2 pseudogenes and 1 riboswitch are annotated in these 1,507 nt (G+C 57.7%); both pseudogenes read right to left on the bottom strand.

The features are described from left to right. Positions 1–430, bottom strand: a pseudogene (grdE, locus tag V6C07_RS06520) (glycine reductase complex component B subunits alpha/beta); the annotation flags it as partial. A 1-nt stretch (position 431) separates the two neighbouring features. Next, a pseudogene (locus V6C07_RS06515) lies at positions 432–806 on the bottom strand (GrdX family protein); the annotation flags it as partial. A gap of 160 nt (positions 807–966) precedes the next feature. Beyond that, positions 967–1,068: riboswitch (glycine riboswitch) on the bottom strand. Positions 1,069–1,507: the final 439 nt, after the last annotated feature.

Below are 1,507 nucleotides of genomic sequence, written 5' to 3'. Positions count from 1 at the left end.
GGTCGGCGGCGGCGGACAGGGCAAGCGTCAGGTTGCAGGTCTTTGCAAAAGGGGTGTAGTCAGCGCCGGGGCCGCTCATGTCTACAATGCCCTCCTGCGGGGCCACCACGCGGCCCGTGGTCAGCACGGCCATGCCGGTCAGCACCAGAGTCTTGCCTTCACCGGCATTTTCCACATCGCCGATCCAGCCGGGAAACACCTCTCCCGGGCCTTCCAGCTTGCAGCGGGGTTCAATAGCGTCTTTCACGGGCATGATGCGCACGCTTTCTCCGGGGTGGGCGGCGTCAATCTCGACACTGCCGAGGCGTTCGTCCTGCCTGAGCAGGGCTGTCAGCTCTTCCCGATTGACGGTAAGCACTCCGTCACGGATGCCTGTGCGCGCGCCGAAGGCCAGCTTGCTGACCATGATGCGGTGTAGTTCCAACTTCACGTTACATCTCCTTTTCGTGCGGAAGCCGGGCCGGTTCTGAAACAGGCGGCCTCCAGTGGGGGGTCGAAAGGCTTGCGATGCTACAGTTCAAACTCTCGATAGTTGCGCGTAAAAGTTCCACGTCCACAAAGGCGCAGTCCCGCAATGCCCGGCCCTCAAGAGGGACGGGAGCGCGGCCGGCTGCGGCGGCATAACGGCCCTGAGCCCGCTCGATAAGCTCAAGGGAAGAGACATGCACCGGAGCGGAGGCGCTCAGGGAAGCGTCATGGTCGGAAAAAGAAAGGACGAGAGAACGATACGGCATCTGCCACGGCAAAAAATTGCCGTAGAGGGGATGATTGACAAGAAGCCAACCCTGGTGAATCAGGTCGCGCGCCGCGCGAACAACAGACGCGCCTCAACCCGAGATGAGCCTGATGCTCAAACCCACGGGCGACATGTCCTGAAAGCGGGGATTGTTGGTCACAAGGACGTGGAGCATAAGCGTACCTGATGTTTGATGGCACGCCCTGTCTCCACAAACGGATTCAGTAGCACGAGGATGCGCGATTCTTTTACCTGAGAGTTTCGGCCTGACGGCTTTGCCCCTTCGGTGCCCCTAGCTTTTTGATGGCTGGAGACTCTCTCACGCATTAACCATGACTAAGCAATGACCCATTGAGAAAAAAGTGTCAAGCCTGCCCGTATTAGATATTTTTTTCACAATGCCCGCACAGCAACGTTTTCAAGCCAACATACGGGATTATATGGCAATAAAAAATACCATTAGCGCCATATTTTTTATGGCAGCCTCGCAACGCAGCGCTTTTTTGCCAGGGGTATCTCAAACCGGCGCATAAAATTTCAGGGCAGGAACAGAGAAAATCGCGTGTTACGAAATGACAAAAACGGGACGGCGATGGATACTGCCGTCCCGTTCTGTTTTTATGCTGCAAGCGCTGTAGCAAGCGCCAGAACATCTTGAAATACCGTGCCTGAGGCACGTACGCCTTACAGGTTGGCGGCGTACCAGTCGCCTGCCAGGCGCAGCCCCTGCCGCACGTCAAAGCGGGGGGCATACCCCAGGCGCGTCTCGGC

Origin of the sequence: Desulfovibrio sp. 1214_IL3152 (assembly GCF_036763055.1) — a bacterium.
Lineage (GTDB): Bacteria > Desulfobacterota > Desulfovibrionia > Desulfovibrionales > Desulfovibrionaceae > Desulfovibrio.
The sequence above is the reverse complement of the archived record's forward strand: the minus strand, read 5'-3'. Positions and strand labels throughout refer to the sequence as shown.